The sequence below is a fragment of the Burkholderia sp. PAMC 26561 genome (assembly GCF_001557535.2).
Lineage (GTDB): Bacteria > Pseudomonadota > Gammaproteobacteria > Burkholderiales > Burkholderiaceae > Caballeronia.
Genome location: NZ_CP014306.1, coordinates 679555 through 694539 on the forward strand (window position 1 = coordinate 679555; position 14985 = coordinate 694539).

Genomic DNA, 14985 nt, shown 5'->3' on the forward strand with positions numbered 1-14985 from the left:
AGGCGAACGTTCCCGCGATCCTGGCGCGAAGCCCCAGCATGCCCGGGAGTTTGCGGGCAGCGCGTCGTGCGCGCCGCCTCAGTTTTTTTTGCATCTTGGTGCTGCAAGGCGATCGTCGAAACAATCGACGGCCTTCAGTTTCCGCGAAACACCGGTTCCGCGATACCCCTTGCCGCCGGCGTTGCTATAAATACCCCGCCCGCACGCAAGTCGTTCTGCAGCGCGGCATGGTCAAGGCCAATCCGCGCGCTCGTTATGTACAGCGTGCCGAGTTGCGGCCCGCCGAACGCGACGCAACTTGGCTGAGTGGTAGGCACATCGACGCGCGCCGTTTCCCGGCCATCGGCGCCATACCGCACCACCCGCGCGCCGCCCCATTGGGCATTCCACAAACCACCATCGCGATCGATGGTCGATCCATCCGGCTCGCCGGTAGCATCGGTGAGTTCGGTGAATACGCGCTGGTTCTCGAACGAATCGTAGTCGCAGGCGCGGATCTGGCGCGTCGGGGAATCGCAGTAATACATGGTCGATCCGTCCGGGCTGAACGCAATGCTGTTTGGAATCGCGGCATCGCCGAGCGGCAAACGCTCCAGCGACAAATCCAGATTCAGCCGATAAAACCCACCCACCGTCTCTGCGTTTGCTACATCGTGCTTGGTGCCGAAGACCAAGCGGCCCTGGCGGTCGCATCGGCCATCGTTCAAACGCGTCGGCAAGCCGTCTTCAACCGACATGATGGTTTCGACTACACCGGTCCGCAAATCGAAAAAAGCCAGGCGCGATGCCAGGCCGAGCAACAGCAAATCGGTATCTGAGCACAACGCGAAACACGCCAGGCGCTCCGGCATCTCGAAGCACTCGCGGCGCGCATCACGCGGATCGTAGCGCCACAAACGCTTGCCTTCAATGTCCGTCCAGTAGAACCGCCCGCTCGCGGCGCACCACGTCGCGCCTTCGCCAAGCGCGCTTTTGCTGTCGATCAACAATTGCGCCTTCACGCCCAGCCTCCGTCGATCACGACTTCCTGCGCGGTCATCATGCGGCTATCGTCAGCGGCAAGGAACAATGCGGCGCGTGCAAGATGCTCGGGCAGCAGTTCTGCATCGATACATTGCCCTTCCTTGATCGCACGCTTTCCGGCGTCATCGAGCCACAGGCGCTTCTGCTTGTCCGTCATCACCCAGCCCGGCACGAGCGAATTCACGCGGATATTGAACGGCCCGAGATCGCGTGCGAGGCCGTTCGTCATGCCCTGCACGGCAGCCTTCGCCGTGGTGTAGACCGGGAATCCGCCGTTCTTCAGCATCCAGCTAATCGATCCCAGATTGATGATCGAGCCGCTGCCAAGCTGTTTCATATCGTCTATGACAGCCTGCGCCGCGAAGAACTGATGGCGCACATTCACGGCGATACCTGCGTCATACGACTCGGGCGTCACGTCTTCGATCTTGTGGCGCTTGTCGTTCGCCGCGTTGTTCACGAGCACGCCGATGGGTCCAAGCGTGCTGCGAACATCGGCGATTCCCTGCCGCAACGCAACGATATCCGTCAGGTCCACGCGCAGGAACACGGGCCGGAATTGGCTTTCGTCCAGATCCGCGCCGAGCTGGTCGGCGAGTGCTTCGCCGGCGTTCGTATCGATATCGAAGAACGCGACCTTCGCGCCCTGATCGACGAAATGCTCGACGAACGCCGCGCCAATTCCGGTCGCGCCGCCGGTGATCAGCACCACCTTGCCGGCGAGACTCGGATAGCGCGCGAGGGTTTTATCGACTGAACTGGCCATCGTTTTACAAACCCCTTTTTAATCGCGTGAGCCGCGGTTCTTCAACTGGTCGAGCAGCACGGCGGCGAGCAGGATCGCGCCGCGAACGAGGTACTGATAGAACGCGTCGATGTTCATCAGGTTCATCACGTTCTCGACCGTACCCATGATCAGCACGCCGATCACCACGCCCGAAATGGTCGCACGGCCGCCAAGCAGCGACACGCCGCCGAGCACGCACGCGGAAATCACGTTGAGCTCGAAGCCATCGGCCGCGTTCGGCTGACCCGACGTAATCCGCGATGCCAGGATCACACCGGCAAGCGCTGCGACCGCGCCCTGGATCAGGAAGATCCAGACACGCGTGCGTTCTACATTGATACCCGCCAGACGTGACGCTTCTGCGTTACCGCCGATTGCGAGCGTATTGCGTCCGTACACGGTCTGGTTCAGCAGCACGCCGAACACGATGAAACACGCCAGCGTGACCCAGATCGGCAGTGACACGCCGAACATCGTCAATCCGCCGAGCGCAATAAACGTATCTGACGACACGCCGACCGCCTGACCATGCGACACGATAAACCCAAGCCCGCGCACCACTTCCATGGTGGCGAGCGTGGTGATCAGCGCGTTAATCCGCAAGTAGGCGATCACTGCGCCATTCACGAAGCCGATCGCCGAACCTGCCGCGACTGCCGCGATGATCGCGATGAACGTATTGCCTGTCGCGTTCAGCACCATCGCGCAGAGCACGCCGGCGAAGGCGACTGTGGACCCGACCGACAAGTCGAAATCGCGCGATGCCAGACAGAACATCATCGTGCAGGCGACCATGCCGATCTGCGAAATCGACAGCGCGAGCCCGAGCATGTTTTCGATCGAGAAGAAGTGATCGACCGACAGCGACATGGTGATGAACATCACCACGAAGATCACGATCAAGCTGTATTCGGTGATCTGCTGCCACCACTTCTGCTTGTCGTTTTTCGCCGGCACCAGCGTGTTTGCTATGTTTTCCCTGACTTCCATGATGTCCTCCGTCTCCACTTTTCGCTTCAGGCTGCCTGCGCAGTCGTTTCGGTTTGCACAGGCAGCGCAAGATTCAGCACTGATTGTTCGTTCGCTTGTCCGCGCGGCAATTCGCCCGCGATCCGCCCTTGCCGCATCACCACGATCCGGTCCGATACCCCCAGCACCTCGGGCAATTCGGACGAGATCATCACGATCGCGCAACCGCGTTCGGCGAGCTGATAGATGACGTTGTAGATCTCGTGCTTGGCGCCCACGTCGATACCGCGCGTGGGTTCATCGAGGATCACGACCTTCAGTTCCGGCTCGGCGAGCCAGCGCGACAGAATGGCTTTTTGCTGATTGCCGCCGGAGAGAAAGCGGATCTTTTGCTTGCGGCTCGGCGTCTTGATCTTCAGCAACTGGATAAACCGGTCAGCCGTTGCGGCTTCTTTCTTCCGGTCGAGAAACAAACCCGCGTGCAGATAGTGACGCCGGCACGAGATGTTGATGTTCTCGGAAACCGTCGCCATCGCGATGATGCCCTCTTCCTTCCGGTCTTCCGGACACAGCACGATTCCGTGACGGATCGCTTCGCCCGCGCTGCGGATCTTGATCGGCTTGCCATCGAGCGCGATCGTGCCAGCCTTCTTGCTGTCCGCGCCGTAGACCAGATGCATCAGTTCGCTGCGGCCTGCGCCGACCAGCCCGAAGAAGCCGACGATCTCGCCGCGACGCACTTCGAAACTCGTCGGTTCACGCAGCGCGTGGCCTTCAATGTTCTTCACCGAAAAGCGCACGTCGCCGAGCGGCCGCGCCTTGTAATCGTAAATGTCCGCAATCTCGCGGCCGACCATTTCCTGCACGAGCGTATCGCGCGGGACTTCGCCCAGATTCGCGTGCGACGCGATCTTGCGGCCATCGCGGAAAATCGTGCACGTGTCGCACAACTCGTAGATCTCATCCATCCGGTGCGAGATGTAGATCAGCGCGCGGTTGTCCGCTTTCAGATCGCGCACGAGCTTGAACAGCACTTCCGTCTCGCGATGCGAGAGCGAAGACGTGGGTTCATCGAGCGCAATCACGCGTGCGTTGCGCAGGAGCGCCTTGCAGATTTCCACCATCTGCCGTTGCGCAATCGAAAGCTTCTTCAGCTTCGCGTTCGGATCGAGATCCACGCCCATCTGCCGCAAGCGTTCGCTCACATGCTTTTTCGCTTCGCGCTTGTGCACCCAGCCGAGCGTGCTCGGCAACGCGCCGAGCAACAGGTTCTCGGCCACGGTCAAATCCGGTACGTACTGCAATTCCTGGTGAATCACCGCGATGCCCGCCGCAATCGATGCCGCCGCACTCGAGAACTTCACCTCGTTGCCATCGATCAGGACACGCCCGGAATCGGGTTGATATTCACCGCCCAGCACTTTCAGCAAAGTCGATTTACCCGCGCCGTTCTCGCCCATCAGACCGTGCACTTCGCCGGCGTTGACGTCGAACGACACGCCGTCGAGCGCGCGCACGCCTGGAAAAATCTTGCCGATATTGTCAAAACGCAGCGTCGCTGACACATCGCCTCCTTGGAATTCGAGCGGACCGCGCGGCTTGTGCAACGCGGTCCGTACTACACAGAACTTACTTGGCCGCTTATTTAGCCGATGCCAGGCCCATCTTCTCGCGCACGTCGGCCACGTTGTCACGCGTTGCCAGCATGCCGGTCGTGAGCGTCACGAGCGGCGGTTCCTTGCCGTCCTTGATCCACGTGTAGACCAGTTCCGTCGTTTCTTCGCCATGACGCTTCGGGCTGATGATCACCGTGCCGTAGAAGCCGGTCGGGTTCGGTTTCTTGAATTCGTTCAAAGCCGAATCCGAGCCGCCAATACCCACGCCAATCATGTTGTCCGCCTTGAAGCCACGGCCTTCTGCTGCACGCACGGCGCCGAGAACGGCTTCGTCGTTAAGACCGAATGCGACCCAGTGCTTGAACTTCGTGTTTTTCGTCAACGCGATGTTCGCTGCATTGAAGGCGTTTTCCGTATCGGTCTTGGCTTGCGGCGCCATCACGATGTTCGCCTTCGGGAAACCGGCCGCGACCAGCGCTTCGACTGCGCCAGCGGTACGGTCATGCGCCGTCGGAAGTTGCTCATACGTCACGTCGATCGCGCCCACGTCGGCCATGTTCCAGCCGCGCTTCTTGATCTCTGCAGCAATGCCGTCGCCCACTTGCTTGCCGATGTTGAACGCCGAAATGCCCATGTAAGGGACCGATTCGATCGGCTTGCCCGAGCCGTCGACCAGGCGGTCATCGACCGTCATCATCTTGAGCCCTGCAGCTTTCGCCTTGGCGACAATGCCCGGTCCGAGCTTGACGTCAGGCGTGCAGATCACGAAACCCTGGGCCTTTTGCGCGGCGAGGTTGTCGATCGCGCTCATGACTTTTTCACCCGACGGCGCGCCGATCTTCACCAGCGTGAAGCCCTTGTCCTTGGCGGCCATTTCGGCGAATTTCCATTCGTCCTGGAACCAAGGTTCTTCCGGCTGCTTCACGAGAAAGCCGATCTTGACCGGATCAGCGGCCTGCGCGATCGGCGCCGCGAACATGGTGGCGCTTGCAGCCGTAGCCGTGGCAACCAGCGTGATGAACATTCTGCGTTTCATGGTCTGTCTCCTGACTTGAATGTCTAGTTGGTACGAAGGTGTTGGCCGCGTTTTGTTTTCATGACGTCGCACCACGGCCAGTGCGTCATCCGATACTGCTGAATTCGCTTATTTCTCTTTCTTAATCGTGGTACAGCGCCGAGCGCCCGCCATCGACGGTGATGCAACTTGCGTTGATGAACGGCGCTTCATCCGATGCCAGGAACACCGCCGTCATCGCCACTTCTTCCGGCTGGCCGATGCGTTTCATCGGCTGGAGATCGAGCGTTGCCTGTTTCGCTTTTGCCGGATCGGCCTGCCCGTTCCACCAGTCGTGGGTGAGCTGCGTTTCGATATAACCCGGCGCAATCGCATTCACCCGAACCTGCCGCCCCGCGTATTCAATACCCAACGCCCGCGTCAACCCGATCACGCCGTGCTTCGCCACCGGATACGGAAAGCAGCCCGGGATGATCTTGAACGAATGCGTGGACGCAATATTCACGATGCTGCCGCGCCCGCGTTCCACCATGCCCGGCAATACGGCGCGACAACCGTTCCAGACGCCATCGAGATCGACGGCGAAGCAGCGGCGCCAGTCGTCGTCGGTCATGGTCAGCGGATCGCAGAACACGTTGATGCCGGCGTTGTTCACGAGCACATCGACGGGACCGAATTTCGCTTCAGCTTCCTTGACCGCGTTTTGCACCGACGCGCTTTGCGTCACGTCCGTCTGCACAGCGAGCACGTTGGCGAGCAAGTTTTCAGCGGAGCCGATCCGCTGCGCGGTTTCGCGCGCCAGACCCATATCCAGTTCCGCCAGAACCACAGCCGCGCCTTCGCGCACGAACGCAGCGGCAATCGCAGCGCCGATGCCACGCCCGGCGCCGGTGATCATCGCGACCTTGCCTGCAAGCCGGTTCATTTCTTCTGGCCTCGCGCCACCGCCAATCCATTGATGTATGCCTTCGCATGCGCCAGGGTCGTCGCCGCGCTTTGGCCCGGCTTGTACAACGCTGAGCCGAGACCGAATCCGTTCGCGCCCGCGGTGAGAAACGGCCCCATGTTGTCCGGCGCGATACCGCCGACCGGCACGAGCGGAACCTTCGCCGAAATCACCGCGCGCCACGCCTTAACCACGTGCGCGCCGAGTTGCTCAGCGGGGAACATCTTCAGCACATCGGCGCCATTCTTCAGCGCAAGAAACGCTTCATTCGGCGTCGCCACGCCCGGGGCGCATGCCAAACCTTGAGACTTTGCAGCACGCACCACATCGCCGTCGCTGTGCGGCATCACGATCAATTCGCCACCGGCCTTTTTCACTTCACCCACGTAATGTGGATGCAAGACCGTTCCCGCGCCAACGATCGCATCGGCGGGAAGCGCCTGACGGATCGCCGCGATGCTGTCGAACGGCTGCGGCGAATTCAGCGGCACTTCGACGATCCGAAAGCCCGCTTCGTACAGCGCGCGGCCATGGTCGGCGGCGTCCGCCGGCGTCACGCCGCGCAGGATCGCGATCAGCGGACATGCGCTGAACGCAGCGGCAAGTCCGGCGTGCGGCGTGTATGGGCCGGGAAGGTTGATATCGATATCGCTCATGTTCTGCTCCTGATTAGTTCGCGCTGGCCGTCGAGCGGATCAGCCCGGCCTGCAGCGCGATTTCGTGCAAGCCGCGTTCGGTGGCGTGGGCGACGGTTTGGGCATCGTTGCAACCGAAGCGCGCAAGCGCATGCCGATACCGCTCGCACAGCGCATCGTTGCCGATCAGCCTGAGCGTCTTGCCCGCGAGGTCCGATTGCTCGCGTGCGAGCACTTCGTTGAGGCCGCGCAATTCGTGGCCGATCAGCAGGCCCGAGAGGTAATCGGCCTGCTGTTCGGGCTTGAGTTTTCCGGTCAGACCCAATGTGCGCGTGCTGAAGATCGTCGCCAGCATGCCGGCGTGGCCGGCGTCCTTGGCGGTATCGACGCCGCGAATGAACGCCGGCATGTCGTGCTGATCGGCGGCGCGCATCGTGCGGCCGAGGATCGTGTGATCGCGCAGCGCGCCGAAGGTCTCGCCGGTCATGAACGTATAGAAGCGCTCGATCCGTCCCGCCGATACAAACGCCCACTTCGCGTGCGTCCCCGGCAAGCCGATCAACTCGCTGTGCGTGGTGTCGCCGGAGAGCGCGCCGAAGATCTGCGTTTCTTCGCCGCGCATCACGTTCGGCAGCGCGCCGTCTTCCAGCACGCCCGGCACGATATGCACCGTGACGCCCTTAGTCGTCGTCACGCGCACGATGCCCGCTACCAGCGCTGCGGAATCCGCGGGCGTGGTCACGTACGGCGCTTCCACCCAGCCCTGCGCGCTGCCGACCATGCCGGCAGCGATCACCGGAAGTTGCGGGTTGGCGCCAAGCCACGCGCCGCAGGTTTCATCGAAGACGATATCGAAACCGCCTTCCGCCGCCGGGCGCGGCAAATTCATGATCCCCGCCGATGACGCGCGGGTGTCCAGCACCACGCCATCTGCATCGAGGAGATAGGCGCGCAGCGCCGTGGTGCCCCAGTCGAGTGCTATCAGCGCAGCCGTGGATTGGTCGTGGGCAACGCTCATCGTTTGATCCTGCGTGTTGCGGGCTGCGGCACGCGCCAGCCGAGTTCTTGCGATATCGCGCGCGCTTCGCGCTGCACGACGGGAATCAGTTCTTCCATGCGCTCGGTCGGCATGTAGGGGATCGTGCTCGCCACCGAAAGCGCCGCGACGATCGCGCCGGATGCATCGCGCACAGGCGCGGCGACGCAGCGGATGGACGCTTCGTTTTCTTCCAGGTCGAAGGTGAAACCGCCCTGGGCATAGCGCGTCATGCGCTGCACGAAGGTATCCGAATCAGGCTGGTGATCTGGCCGGAAACTCACCTTCGCAAGCACGCGATGCGACGCTTCGAGCAGCGTCGACCACTTTTCGGGCGGCAGGTCGAGCATCATCGCCTTGCCGATGCCGGTGGACGCCATCGGCATGCGGTGACCTACGCGGGAACGCATTTCGAGGCCGCGTGTGCCCGGAATCTTGTCGATGTACAGCACGTCGTCACCATCGCGTACACCGAGGTGGATGGTGTCGTGCGTGTAGTCGGCGAGCACTTGCAGATGCGGCCGCGCCACCGCGGTAAGCGGCATTTGTTCAAGCGCGATGGTGCCGAGTTCGATCAGCTTCGGGCCGAGCAGATAACCGCCGCCGACCTGGCGCAGATAGCGTGCTTGAACGAGCGAGCTGACCAGCCGGTGCGTCGTGCTGCGGGTCGTGCCGAGCGCCGCACCGATGCTGCGCAGATCGCGCGCGCCGGTCGCAGCCGCTTCGAGGATTGCGAGGCCGCGCAGCAGCGTTTGCGTGCCGGCTTGCTGGGGTGTGAGGTCGAGCAGCGCGGCGGCCGATGCCTGGGCTTCGTTGGCGACACTTGCGTCCTGCTCGGCGATGACGCGGTCCATCGACAATTCGGCTTCGATGGTGGAGTTCAGGGTCTTGGTCATGACACTCATCAGCCCGCCAACGAGACAGTGCGGGTTTTCATCAGTAAGGAGTGCTGGACGCGCGGATGCTCGAGCAGATGCGATTGCGCTGGCGATTTCATGACACGTCTCCGATTGCTTTTGTCGTTGCATGAGCTCTTCGGGATTACCCGGAGGCTCATGGAACTGCCGTTTGGCTGTGATCGGATTTTAGAGCCGCGTCGCTGAATTATTCAATATGTGATTGATGTGTTCACATATTGGGAGCATTGAGTTTGTTTCGTCACGTTGGGATGAAATGCAAAAAACCCCGCCGGGCGGGGTTTTGCTTGCTGAGTTCCAGATGAACCCTCTACAGCAGCGACCGGTCGATTCGGGGTACCGAGGGAGCCAGTTGCAACAGCTTATCGGCCTGAACGGTCACGAAGCCGTGAATGCGCTGCACCAGTCGCCTCTCCTCGGCCACGTAGATCTCCGAACGCGCCAAGTCTCCGGAGACGCGCTTTATTGCAAGCGCCATACGCGTCAGTTCGCGTGCAAGAAGCGGTCGGGGCGTACCGGTTCGGTTTGCAAAGTCCGCAAGCTCAAACGCCGTTACCCCGTCCAGCCGGAAGGCGTCGCCGTAAGCCACCGCCATGTCCTGTTCGACCGCGTCTCCATAGGCATTGACGGAGACAAGGTCATAAAAAGGCGCGGGCGACAAACCCGCAGGTCGCACATGAAAAGACAGGTTTTTGCCGTGGGCGTCACTGTTGCCGATGAAGAGTTGAAATAGCGCCCACCGCAGCATGATCTGGCGAGCCTGGGCTGGATTCTCCAGGTGTCGCTCGAGCGAGAACAGCTTCTCGAAGCTCGCGCCCTCTCTGATATTACGAACCGCCGGAGCGTTGCCGAAGTTACGCTCGTACTTGAGGCTCACAGGCAGATCCAGGGCCTGGCACCCGTCAATGACGTGCGTGCGGCGAACTCGAAGCGCCGTGACGCCGTCAGCGGGATCAAGTTCTGCCTGCCGGTCAAATCGCTCGATGAGTAGTATAGGTTCCGGAATTCGGCGAATCTCAACGGCCGCCGTCGGCAATCCGATGCGCGCGGCCAGCGTCATGCAGTAGTGCTCGTTAGCCACCATGAAGGCGGATGCGGGGTTAAGCGACTCCGGCTTGAGGATGTGCGTGGAACTGATGGGGCCGCCATCTACAAGCGAAATTGATTCACCTTCGACCAGCACCTGCAACTTGTCCTGGAAGCCCGCAACTGACAGCCGGAGCTTGCGATCCCATACCGGGAAGGGAATTTCATCCCGACGACGGATACGGTCGCTCAATTCATCGTTGAGGACGATTCGACGCACGGACGGCGCGCCTTCCTGCTGATCGGCCGTGTACTCCGCCTCCGCATTTACGCCGCCCTCTTCGCCGGCCGCAGCGTTTTGCGCCGGGGCCGTGAAACTCAACGCGCCGACCGGTTCTTTCCCCAGGATGTGCATCAAGCCAAAAGTGTTGTCCTTCGACATTTGGTGCATGACGGAGGCGACTTCAAGCGCACGCCCTTCAGGAAGCAGGTTCGCGAGGAAGCGATGCACGGTCCCGAGTTTCGGCTGCTCGCCCGAAAGCGGAATATGCGGCGAAAGCGGGAAAGCGGCGTCCCTGGCCTGCCAGGCTTCATCGTATTTAAAGCTGTAGACGTCTTGCTGCGACTCGAAGCCTAGTTGCCCTACCGGGCCGTCCTGCGTGGAAACGTTGAGCACATGCGCCATCAGGATTGTCCTCCCAGGAGGGACGCCTTCGCATGACTGGTCGGCTCATTCAAAGCGCGCAATGCGGTCGTCGACTTGTTCTTCGGAAGCACCAGCATGATCAAACCGAACCCTTCGAGCACTCGGAGCAGCCGATCCGAGCCGACCGGATGCCCGTTCTCGAGCCGGGAAAGCACGCTTGCGGACACCCCTAGCAGGTCAGCGGCGTCGTCGATGCGCATGGCCTGCTCAAGTCGGCGGTTGCGTACCAAGGCGCCGAGCGCAGCCATGTCTTGGGCGAGCGCTGTGACATTGGGGTCATGCGGGGACAGTGATCGAGCCATAGTTATGCAATATGGAAACAATGAAAATTGGACACCCACTCCACATTATAGTTTCCTTTTATAGAAACTAATCGGTGGAAGTTCAGCACTAACCTTTGGTTTCTATATACGAAAACAACGGCTTTGTGCCGCTGCCTGGTGGATAGTTTCCACATTCTCAGAACGATTTGTCCTTAGCGGAACCGGACTGTGTAGACGGCAAAATAAAAAACCCCGCCAAGCGGGGTTTCCGTTCCTTTGCCACGGGCTGCTTCAATTGCCCCGATCAACGCACAAGCGCACTCACTGCGGCAACTCCGCCGCCCCCATGCGCCTCGCAATTACCCCCGCCCGCTGCGACAGATACGCGGACCCGCGATGTTCATCGAAGTATTTCGGCCTTGGCAGCATCACCGCCAGCCGCGCCGATTGCCACGCGGTCAGCTTCGATGCCGACGTCTTGTAGTAATAATGCGCCGCAGCTTCGGCGCCATACACGCCGTTGCCCCACTCCACCGAATTCAGGTAGATCTCGAAAATGCGCTCCTTGTCCATCCAGAACTCGAGCATCGATGTAATCACGAGTTCCTGGGCCTTCCTCACATAACTCTTTTCCCGCGATAAAAACAGGTTCCGCGCCAGTTGCTGCGAGATGGTCGAGCCGCCCGCCACGATTTTCCCGCGCGCCTTGTTTTTCTCCCAGGCTTGCAGGATGGCATCGGTTTCATAACCGTTGTTGTTGACGAAGTTCGCGTCCTCGGACGCAATGATCGCGCGCTTCAGATTCCGCGATATCTGGTCGTACGGAACCCACGTGCGCTGAATGGAAAGATCGGGACGATCCTGCGCAAGCCGCCAGGCATCGGAACGCATGAACGCCGTGGACGATGGATTCACCACCGTGTAGATGCCGACCATCGCGAAGAAGTAGACCTGCGTGGCGATGACCGCAATCATCATCACCGAGATGCCGTAGACAATCCATCGGGCCGGCCCGAGACGCACGGGCGATTTTGTTCTTGTCATCGTGCTTGTTCTGTTGAGAAGGCCAGCCGCTTCAAATTGACTTCGATAACTTCAGCCGCAACGCCCGCAGCACCGCGCCGCTGTCCGGACGCACCCCGCGCCACAGGAAAAACGATTCGGCAGCCTGTTCCACGAGCATCCCGAGTCCATCCGATGAACGCGCGCCCAAGGTTTCGGCGTGGCGCATGAAGACGGTCGGCTGCGCGCTGTACATCATGTCGTAGGCGAGTGTGCCGGGGCCGAACGAGGCGTGATCGCACGTGGGCAGTGCATCGTCCAGACTGCCGGCCGTTGCGTTGACGATCACATCGTACGGGCCCGCTTCCACACTGTTCGCGCCGCCGCCCGAGAAACGCACGTTCGCGGCGTGGGCGGCATCGGAGAAGTGATCGACCAGTATTTGCGCCTTCGATGCCGTCCGGTTCACGATCGTCAGCGCTGCAACGCCGCAATCGAGCATGGGCAACACGACACCACGCGCCGCGCCGCCGGCGCCGAGCAACAACACGCGTGCGCCCTTCAAGCCAACGCCCAGATTCCCTTCGATATCGCGCACGAGGCCGACGCCATCGGTGTTGTCGCCAAGCACGCCATCCGAGTTGAACGCCAGGGTGTTCACCGCCCCCGCCGCTGCAGCGCGCGGCGTGAGCGTGTTGGCGAAAGCGTGTGCGTCGAGCTTGAACGGCACGGTCACGTTCATGCCGCGACCGCCTGTTTCAACGAAAGCGCGGACATCGTCTGCAAATTCGCCGACGGTTCCCAGCACGCGTCCGTATTCGATCCGCTCGCCGGTCTGCTCGGCGAAGCGCGCGTGAATCCACGGCGATTTGCTATGCGCGACCGGATTGCCGATCACCGCGTATTGATCGATGCCCTCGCCCCGAACGCCCGATGTCATTGCGCGGGCTCCGTCGCGTCCGGCGTGTTTTCGCCAGCCGGTTGCGGCTCTTCCGCAGGCGTGGCTTCCGCCTGCGCCTCGGCCTCGCTTTCGGCGCTCAGGTCTTCCGCTTCGACCAGCTCTTCTTCCGGCTCTTCCGGCTGCGTTGCCGCGCCCGAAGGTGCATCGATCACGTGCAACAAGCGGCACGATGCCTCGACGGTGAGTTCATCGAGATTCATCACTTCCAGCATCACCTTCGTTCCGCGCGCATGCACGCCGAGCCCGGGGACGTGGAGCATCAGCGGGATTTCATCGAGGCGCACGAGATCGTCCTTCACCACCGCCGCCACGACCTGCTTCTTGTTCTCCTGCTTCAGCCAGCGCAGACACCAGAAGAATTCCATGCGCCGTTGATGATCGGCGTAGGCGGAATACTGGTCATCGAATCCCTGGACGACCGCGAACAGATCGGCATCTTTCGGCTTGAACGGCGCGACGAGCGCCGCCGTCACGCCATGCCGCACGCACGCGAGCAACTGCCATTGATTGACCAGGTCGACATACCGGCGCAACGGCGACGTGCTCCACGCGTATTGCGCAACGCCCAGCCCTTCGTGCGGCGCGGGCGTGGTCTGCATGCGCGTGCGCTTCGGACCCGGCGCGCCAAACCCGCGCTGCGAGCGGTAAATGCCCGGCACGCTGTGATCATTGAGGAATGCGCCCCACGATGAATTCGCGAGAATCGCCAGTTCGGCCACGATCAGATCGAGCGGCGACCCGCGGCGGCGCGGCGTGATCTCGATGTGTTCGCCTTCCACATAAAAATTGAAGTCGTTATTGCGCTGCACCTCGCGCCGCAAACCGTAACCGGCACGCGCTTCCTGACGCTTTTCGAACAGCGCCTGCGCGAGCGGCCACAGCACCGCGATGTCATCCTTGTGCGGATATTCGCCCGTTCCCGCCGCGAGCGATTCCTCGGTGACGTGTTCATCGAGATAGTTGTGCCGAAGATTGCTCTTCACGAACACGCGTTCTGCACGCGTTTCGCTGGCGACGATCTCCTGTGTTTCCCGGTTCACGATGATGTAAAGCGACAACGCCGGCCGCAACCCGCCTTCGGCAAGCGTGAACGCTTCCACGACGCTGTCCGGCAGCATCGTAATCTTGTCGCCGGGCATGTAGACCGTTGAAAGACGCGTGCGCGCGATCGCATCGATCATGTCGCCGCGCGTAATGCCCAACGCCGGCGCGGCAATATGCACGCCGATACGAACGCGGCCATCGGCGAGATGTTCGACGGAAAACGCGTCATCGATTTCGGTGGTCGTGACGTCATCGATAGAAAACGCCTGGACGTGCGCTTCCGGCAGATCGTCCGGCAACGGCGGCACGGTGACCGGCGCAAAGCCCGTCCCGTGCGGGAAAAATTCGGAGAGAAAACGCGCTTCGTGCAGTGCACGCGCCGACGGAATGCCGCCGACTTCCAGCATCAGCCGCGCTTGCGAGATGCCGCGCGTCGCTGCGGCGCCCTCGAGCGCCTTATATTCGATGGAGTTCTTGTCCGGCTTCGTCAGCAAGCCAATTGCCTTGCCGGCGAGCGCTTCGGGCAATTTGCCGGCGACTAGTTCCTCTTCGTAGCCGGCCTGCACGAGCGCGAGTTGCCGTTTCTTCTCCAGCCCGGCGAGCGCCATCTGCAACTGTTCCTGCGGCGCGCGCTGATATTGGCCACGGCCTTTCCGGCGGAAATACACCGGCGATCCGTGCATGCGCAAGACGAGCGCGGCGCGTTCGGTCGCGCCGAATTTATCGCCGAAATAATCCGCGCCGAGCTCCGCGAACGGAAACTCTTCCTCCGGCGCGCATTCCCACAGGAAATCCAGATCGATGTCCTTCGCGATGGCGTCGGCCTGTTGCATCAAATCGGCGGCATTCGGTTTCTCGAACTCGATCAACACGTCTTTTGCGCGCACCTTCGCGCGCCGTCCGCCCGGCAATTCGACCTGGAATGCATCGTTTGCCTTCGACAAAACAGCGCCGGCCTTGAAACTACCCGATTCCTCGAAAAAAACGTTCACTCAGTACTCTCGAAAGACTGTTGGTCGGCATGGCGTGCAGGCGGGCG

14 protein-coding genes are annotated in these 14985 nt (G+C 61.3%); all 14 read right to left on the reverse strand.

What is annotated here, in order from left to right:
* Positions 1-134: 134 nt before the first annotated feature.
* On the reverse strand, positions 135-1001 hold the full coding sequence (locus AXG89_RS03155; protein WP_236873369.1) for an SMP-30/gluconolactonase/LRE family protein: 867 nt from the start codon (positions 999-1001) through the stop codon (positions 135-137).
* Positions 998-1789 (reverse strand): SDR family NAD(P)-dependent oxidoreductase, encoded by a 792-nt coding sequence (locus AXG89_RS03160; protein WP_062167916.1) that lies wholly within the window; start codon positions 1787-1789, stop codon positions 998-1000. Before AXG89_RS03160 ends, AXG89_RS03155 begins: the two co-directional genes overlap by 4 nt.
* Before the next feature lie 18 nt (positions 1790-1807).
* Positions 1808-2800 carry an L-arabinose ABC transporter permease AraH gene (gene araH / locus AXG89_RS03165; protein ID WP_056355316.1) on the reverse strand — a complete coding sequence of 331 codons (993 nt, stop codon included), beginning with the start codon at positions 2798-2800 and terminating at the stop codon, positions 1808-1810.
* A 26-nt stretch (positions 2801-2826) separates the two neighbouring features.
* Complete coding sequence (gene araG, locus AXG89_RS03170) at positions 2827-4344, reverse strand: L-arabinose ABC transporter ATP-binding protein AraG (RefSeq protein WP_062000260.1); 1518 nt, start codon at positions 4342-4344, stop codon at positions 2827-2829.
* A 76-nt stretch (positions 4345-4420) separates the two neighbouring features.
* Positions 4421-5431: an arabinose ABC transporter substrate-binding protein gene (locus AXG89_RS03175; protein ID WP_062000261.1), complete on the reverse strand. Its 1011-nt coding sequence runs from the start codon at positions 5429-5431 to the stop codon at positions 4421-4423.
* A gap of 121 nt (positions 5432-5552) precedes the next feature.
* A complete protein-coding gene (locus AXG89_RS03180; protein WP_062167918.1) occupies positions 5553-6335 on the reverse strand; it encodes an SDR family oxidoreductase in 783 nt (260 codons plus the stop codon).
* The gene (locus AXG89_RS03185; protein ID WP_062167920.1) at positions 6332-7012 is read right to left on the reverse strand and encodes a 2-dehydro-3-deoxy-6-phosphogalactonate aldolase; all 681 of its coding nucleotides are present in this window, start codon (positions 7010-7012) and stop codon (positions 6332-6334) included. Before AXG89_RS03185 ends, AXG89_RS03180 begins: the two co-directional genes overlap by 4 nt.
* A gap of 13 nt (positions 7013-7025) precedes the next feature.
* A complete protein-coding gene (locus tag AXG89_RS03190; RefSeq protein WP_062167922.1) occupies positions 7026-8009 on the reverse strand; it encodes a 2-dehydro-3-deoxygalactonokinase in 984 nt (327 codons plus the stop codon).
* Positions 8006-8881, reverse strand: coding sequence for an IclR family transcriptional regulator (locus AXG89_RS03195; protein ID WP_062170246.1), 876 nt, complete (start codon positions 8879-8881; stop codon positions 8006-8008). Before AXG89_RS03195 ends, AXG89_RS03190 begins: the two co-directional genes overlap by 4 nt.
* Positions 8882-9254: 373 nt before the next feature.
* Positions 9255-10655 carry a HipA domain-containing protein gene (locus AXG89_RS03200; RefSeq protein WP_062167924.1) on the reverse strand — a complete coding sequence of 467 codons (1401 nt, stop codon included), beginning with the start codon at positions 10653-10655 and terminating at the stop codon, positions 9255-9257.
* The gene (locus AXG89_RS03205) at positions 10655-10978 is read right to left on the reverse strand and encodes a helix-turn-helix domain-containing protein (RefSeq protein WP_062167926.1); all 324 of its coding nucleotides are present in this window, start codon (positions 10976-10978) and stop codon (positions 10655-10657) included. The genes AXG89_RS03200 and AXG89_RS03205 overlap by 1 nt, the downstream gene beginning before the upstream one ends.
* A 282-nt stretch (positions 10979-11260) precedes the next feature.
* Complete coding sequence (gene mtgA / locus AXG89_RS03210; RefSeq protein WP_062167928.1) at positions 11261-11983, reverse strand: monofunctional biosynthetic peptidoglycan transglycosylase; 723 nt, start codon at positions 11981-11983, stop codon at positions 11261-11263.
* A gap of 31 nt (positions 11984-12014) precedes the next feature.
* A complete protein-coding gene (gene aroE / locus AXG89_RS03215; RefSeq protein ID WP_062167930.1) occupies positions 12015-12881 on the reverse strand; it encodes a shikimate dehydrogenase in 867 nt (288 codons plus the stop codon).
* Positions 12878-14938, reverse strand: a complete 2061-nt coding sequence (locus AXG89_RS03220) for a ribonuclease catalytic domain-containing protein (protein ID WP_062167932.1) — start codon at positions 14936-14938, stop codon at positions 12878-12880. Before AXG89_RS03220 ends, aroE begins: the two co-directional genes overlap by 4 nt.
* Between the last annotated feature and the right edge of the window lie 47 nt (positions 14939-14985).

Coding starts and splice junctions, on each gene's coding strand:
- AXG89_RS03195 (WP_062170246.1), bottom strand. CDS start 8,881: ATGGACCGCGTCATCGCCGAGCAGGACGCAAGTGTCGCCAACGAAGCC.
- AXG89_RS03180 (WP_062167918.1), bottom strand. CDS start 6,335: ATGAACCGGCTTGCAGGCAAGGTCGCGATGATCACCGGCGCCGGGCGT.
- AXG89_RS03205 (WP_062167926.1), bottom strand. CDS start 10,978: ATGGCTCGATCACTGTCCCCGCATGACCCCAATGTCACAGCGCTCGCC.
- araH (WP_056355316.1), bottom strand. CDS start 2,800: ATGGAAGTCAGGGAAAACATAGCAAACACGCTGGTGCCGGCGAAAAAC.
- AXG89_RS03185 (WP_062167920.1), bottom strand. CDS start 7,012: ATGAGCGATATCGATATCAACCTTCCCGGCCCATACACGCCGCACGCC.
- aroE (WP_062167930.1), bottom strand. CDS start 12,881: ATGACATCGGGCGTTCGGGGCGAGGGCATCGATCAATACGCGGTGATC.
- AXG89_RS03175 (WP_062000261.1), bottom strand. CDS start 5,431: ATGAAACGCAGAATGTTCATCACGCTGGTTGCCACGGCTACGGCTGCA.
- AXG89_RS03160 (WP_062167916.1), bottom strand. CDS start 1,789: ATGGCCAGTTCAGTCGATAAAACCCTCGCGCGCTATCCGAGTCTCGCC.
- AXG89_RS03200 (WP_062167924.1), bottom strand. CDS start 10,655: ATGGCGCATGTGCTCAACGTTTCCACGCAGGACGGCCCGGTAGGGCAA.
- AXG89_RS03190 (WP_062167922.1), bottom strand. CDS start 8,009: ATGAGCGTTGCCCACGACCAATCCACGGCTGCGCTGATAGCACTCGAC.
- mtgA (WP_062167928.1), bottom strand. CDS start 11,983: ATGACAAGAACAAAATCGCCCGTGCGTCTCGGGCCGGCCCGATGGATT.